The organism is Pseudorhodoplanes sp. (assembly GCF_050250235.1).
Classification (GTDB): Bacteria; Pseudomonadota; Alphaproteobacteria; order Rhizobiales; family Xanthobacteraceae; genus Pseudorhodoplanes.
On record NZ_JBFWPA010000266.1, the window covers coordinates 1 to 4,547 of the forward strand.

Annotated in this window: 5 protein-coding genes and 3 pseudogenes; 5 read left to right on the forward strand and 3 right to left on the reverse strand. The window is 57.5% G+C overall.

Going from position 1 to position 4,547, the window contains the following annotated elements; genetic code table 11:
* The 5 genes and pseudogenes from AB7F49_RS38295 to AB7F49_RS38315 all read left to right on the forward strand — a co-directional run.
* A partial coding sequence (locus tag AB7F49_RS38295; protein WP_428532920.1) for a transposase occupies positions 1-198 on the forward strand: 198 nt, incomplete at its 5' end.
* A gap of 22 nt (positions 199-220) precedes the next feature.
* Positions 221-842: pseudogene (locus tag AB7F49_RS38300) on the forward strand (IS6 family transposase); the annotation flags it as partial.
* Positions 839-1,140, forward strand: a pseudogene (locus tag AB7F49_RS38305) (hypothetical protein); the annotation flags it as partial. The pseudogenes AB7F49_RS38300 and AB7F49_RS38305, both read left to right, overlap by 4 nt.
* A gap of 85 nt (positions 1,141-1,225) precedes the next feature.
* Positions 1,226-2,293 carry an NAD(P)H-quinone oxidoreductase gene (locus AB7F49_RS38310; protein WP_428532923.1) on the forward strand — a complete coding sequence of 356 codons (1,068 nt, stop codon included), beginning with the start codon at positions 1,226-1,228 and terminating at the stop codon, positions 2,291-2,293.
* Positions 2,294-2,528: 235 nt separating this feature from the next.
* Positions 2,529-3,005 carry a gamma-glutamylcyclotransferase family protein gene (locus AB7F49_RS38315; protein WP_428532926.1) on the forward strand — a complete coding sequence of 159 codons (477 nt, stop codon included), beginning with the start codon at positions 2,529-2,531 and terminating at the stop codon, positions 3,003-3,005.
* Positions 3,006-3,771: 766 nt separating this feature from the next.
* Here the strand turns inward: AB7F49_RS38315 and AB7F49_RS38320 are convergent.
* The 3 genes and pseudogenes from AB7F49_RS38320 to AB7F49_RS38330 form a co-directional block, all read right to left on the reverse strand.
* On the reverse strand, positions 3,772-3,966 hold the full coding sequence (locus tag AB7F49_RS38320; protein WP_428532929.1) for a hypothetical protein: 195 nt from the start codon (positions 3,964-3,966) through the stop codon (positions 3,772-3,774).
* Between the two features lie 233 nt (positions 3,967-4,199).
* Entirely contained in the window at positions 4,200-4,373 is a 174-nt protein-coding gene (locus AB7F49_RS38325; protein ID WP_428532932.1) for a glycine zipper 2TM domain-containing protein, read from the reverse strand.
* A gap of 58 nt (positions 4,374-4,431) precedes the next feature.
* Positions 4,432-4,547: pseudogene (locus AB7F49_RS38330) on the reverse strand (IS5/IS1182 family transposase); the annotation flags it as partial.

Genomic DNA, 4,547 nt, shown 5'->3' on the forward strand with positions numbered 1-4,547 from the left:
GAGTTGCGCTATCTGCCGCCCTACAGTCCCGATATGAACCCAATCGAGAAGGCCTTCTCCAAACTCAAGGCATACTTGCGCAAAATCGCGGAGCGAACTGTCGCCGGACTGATGCGCGCACTCGAAATCGGCGCGGAAATCTTCAAGCCACTCGAATGCGCAAACTATTTCGCCGCGTGTGGATATGATCCACCTTGATCGGAGTCTGCTCTAAGTCAGCTTCACTTTAAGCTTCCGAGACGTCGAAGATCTCTTGACTGAGCGCGGGATCACCGTGTCCTATGAGACTGTGAGACGATGGGTCAATCGTTTTGGACCCAGGATCGCTGCTGCGTTGCGTAAACGCCGGACGAAGCCGCACACGACATGGCATCTTGACGAAGTCTATCTCAAGATTGATGGACGGCTGGCCTATCTATGGCGCGCCGTCGATAGCGAAGGAGAAGTTCTGGATGTCTTGGTCCGGACCAAGCGGAATAAGACCGCAGCGCTGAAATTGATGCGCAAGTTACTAAAGAAATATGGCTTCGTACCGGAGAATCTGGTCACGCACGATCTCCGATCCTATCACGCCGCGGCGCGTGATCTCGGGATCGGGCATCGGCATCGCACTGGTCGATGGCGAAACAATCGGGCAGAGAATTCGCATCAACCGACCCGACGACGGGAACGCAAGATGCAGGGTTTCAAAAGCGTCGGCTCAGCGCAAAGATTTCTCTCCTTTCACGCCGCCGCTCACAACGCCTTCAATGTTCAACGCCACCTCATCTCAGCAAGGACGCATCGATTTTTTTCGAGCCTTGGCCATGGACACATGGCGCTCGGTCACTGCAGCAGCATGAGCGCCATTGTCACCGACGAACATCCGCGTCTGTCATTCGACAACGTGACAAAGCCTCATCGCTTCTCGCCCGATGTCATCCAGCATGCCGTTTGGCTCTATCTTCGGTTCACCTTGACGTCCGTGACGTCGAGGATTTATTGGCCGAACGAGGACCAGAGGTCAGCAATGAATCGATCCGTCGCTGGGTTTTAAAGTTCGGGCCGGCGATCGCCAGAAATCTTCGCAGCATTCGACCGAGGCCCCACGATCACTGGCATCTGGACGAGATCGTGGTCTCGATTGGCGGCCACCGAATGTAAATATGGCTGGCAAGAACATCACCAGATTTGTCGCGGCGTGCTAGACCGGATCGAGTTTGCGGTCGGCACAGGAGCAGTACGAATGCAACAAATCCCCGCCGAAATGACAGTAGTCGAAATTTCACGCGCAGGCGGGCCTGAAGTTCTAGTAAGCCGCCGAAGGCCGGTACCTTCGCCCGGCCCGGGTGAGGTGTTGATCCAGGTGCAAGCTGCAGGTGTGAATGGCCCCGACATTATGCAGCGGAAAGGGCTTTACCCGGCTCCAGCGGGGGCGTCTGATCTGCCCGGTCTTGAGGTCTCCGGAGAAATTACGCGCCTTGGGGACGGCGCTTCTCGTTGGAAGCTTGGCGACACCGTGACTGCCCTCACTAATGGCGGTGGATATGCGGAATACTGCGTGGCTGATGCCCGGCACTGCCTGCCTGTTCCGCACGGAGTCTCGGTTCTTGATGCCGCCGGGGTTCCAGAAACATTCTTCACAGTTTGGAGCAACATTTTCGATAGAGCGGGATTGCGCGCGGGAGAAACGCTGCTTGTCCATGGCGGCGCCGGCGGCATCGGCAGCACGGCCATTCAACTTGCTAAGGCATTCGGCGCCAAGGTTTTCACGACCGATAGCCCAGCAGAGCGGTGTGCGTTCTGTCAAGAAGTCGGCGCTGATCGCGTGATCGACTACCGACGGGAGGACTTTGTCGAGGTCGTGCGCAGCGAGGCAGGCGGAGCCAATGTCATCCTCGACGTTGTTGGGGGTCCATACGTTGAAAAGAATATTAAGGCTTCGTCGCCTGATGGTCGGATTGTGCAGGTCGCGTTTAGTCTCGGATCCAAGATTGAGATCGATCTGATGCCCATCATGCTAAAACGACTAACTTATACGGGGTCCACGCTACGTACTCGGCCATCGGACTACAAGGCGCAAATAGCGCTGGCGCTCGAGGCCAAGGTCTGGCCCTTCATAGAAGAAGGCCGGATCCGAGCGCAAAGCAAACAGACTTTTCCACTTGTGAAAGCAGCCGACGCGCACGCGCTCATGGAAAATGCACGACATATAGGAAAGATAATCCTCGTGACAGAAGAAGGGGAGCGTGCACGATCGTCAGCACAAGGCCTTGTCACGTTGTCGAACGACATAGCAAATGTTGGTCGGTGACAATGGCGCTCATGCTGCTGCAGTGACCGAACGCCACGTGTTCATGGCCAAGGCTCGAAAAGCTCGTGTATAAGCATCGCACTGGCCGATGGCGAAACAATCGGGCAGAGAATTCGAATCGACCTTAACGTACGATTTTGGGAAGATTCTGCGCTGACTCCAACCAGGCCACGGAATTGAAACGCCTCAGCGCATCGGTGGCGTTCGATCAAACTCTGGAGCGGAAAACACAGCGATGCTGAGGACTTTGCTCAAGTTCAATGGACTCATCGCCCGCTCATGGACCCTATCCTGGTGCCTGTATCGCCTGCGCGGCATCCGCCTCATCGGATCGTCTCACGAGGAAATCTGGTACTTCGCCTATGGCGCTAATATGCACGATAGCGCGTTTCGCGACCGGCGCGGCATGCGTCCTCGCGAGTGGCGCCCAGAGCGGGTCGGGGGATACCGGCTGCGTTTCAACCTCAGGGCGCCGCCCAGAGGCAGAGCCATCTATGCTAATTTGTCCGCCGATCCGGCGGCGGAGGTTTGGGGCGTCCCCTACAAGATCACACGGCGGGACCTTGTTCGTGTGGGCGCCATGGGGGGCGTTCCGTGGTGGCGTTATCGGCCGCTATCGCTGGACGCCGAAGACATCAGCGGCACGAGGCTAGCGGCCGTGGCCTACATTGCCCAGGGCGACGAAGACGACCACAAGCCGTCGCTCCGGTAGCTTACCCTGTTGCGGGAGGGCGCGCCAGAGCACGGCTTGCCCGAACACTACATTCGGTTCTTGGAGCAGATCGAGCCCGCCATAGCCAAGTAGACGGCGCAGACATGGCTATTGTGCCCCCGCCGATGATGACCACGTCGTGCATCATTCGCCCAGCCCAAGGCGATCTTTGGACAAGGGGTAATACTAGGGTCGCTGTTTCGCTCACGGCCTCACGCCGCCAATTATTCGTGTGATGGTCTGCGACGGCATTGACACGCTAACGCGCTGAGTTCGCGCGAACGCATCATTGAGTTCTCGCTTCACGCCGTAGCAACCGTCGCGTCGCGCCAAGCGTTGTGAGCCTCGGCTCGAAACCTGTCCCTGTCGCAAATTAAATCTGAGCATATTGACGATGCAATCCTCCGAGAATTGGCGTTGAGCGAATGGTTCCAATCGATTGCACGGCGCGTGATATCGGCGTGTCCTTGCGCAACGCGAGGAGAGTGTGTCGTCTCTCGTCGCCCTAGCCGCGCCAAGTCGGCGGGACCGGCGCGGATGGCGCATAAATCGACGTCAGCGGCGCGTACGCAGTCAAATGCGTAATAGCCCCGAGCGCCGCGAAAGCAACCTAAAACATCGAGGGCAAAATGAGAGCTGCGTCTGTCTTGCTCATAGGTCTGCCCACTCGTTTGTGGTCCCACCCACCATAAGAGAGAAGCTCAACATCGGACGTGCCTTAACACTCGACCCGATGCGACGCCGGAGCGGCAGCGGGGCGATTTGTTCAACCGTCGACCTTGATCACTAATTTATTGGTTCGTGTGTCTATGACCACGACATCGGCCGCTGGCTGCGTCCCTTTGACCTTCTTGGCGACCGCAACAGCGTCGCGGACATCATAGAACCGGTCGTGCAAAATCTTGTCAACGCGGACTTCAAAGGGACATTCGGCGAGCTTTGCCGGCGTTACTGCGTTCATGAGCTGCGATAGAGACACCCTTGGCCGGCCACACGAGGCTTCCCGGTTGCGATCTCGTTAGCCGGTAGCTCTTTTTCAAGCGGCCACGGTCTGCCGAAGCCTACGCCGAAACGCGGGGCGCCGTCGGCACCCATGCATCGCCTTCCCGACAACCTTGGCGTCGTCGCTCGCGATATTCGTAACCCATGCCTACGAAGCGGATTCCCGAGCTTGTTGTAGCGGCGCTTCTGCGACTACAGAAACGACCCAAAAAATGCGCCGCCTAGCCCACCCAGTACAGCCGCTGCGACGGCCCCTGGCGGTCCAAAGATTGAGCCGCCTATTCCCGCGCCCAAGGCAGCGCCGACGATCGCTCCAACGGTCGCCATTGTGATGTGCTCTTTGACCGATATCATCGTCTCCTCCATGTGCTCACATTATTTTGGTATCTTACTGCACAGAGGCACACTGTGGACTTAGAGGGTGTTATGCACCTTGCATGATGTTTGCGGCGCGTTTGAGCATGAGGCAGACGAAGGCGACTACGTGGAATCCTGCCAAGGTCTCGGCATAACGCTCATAGTCTTTTACTAGCCTTCGGC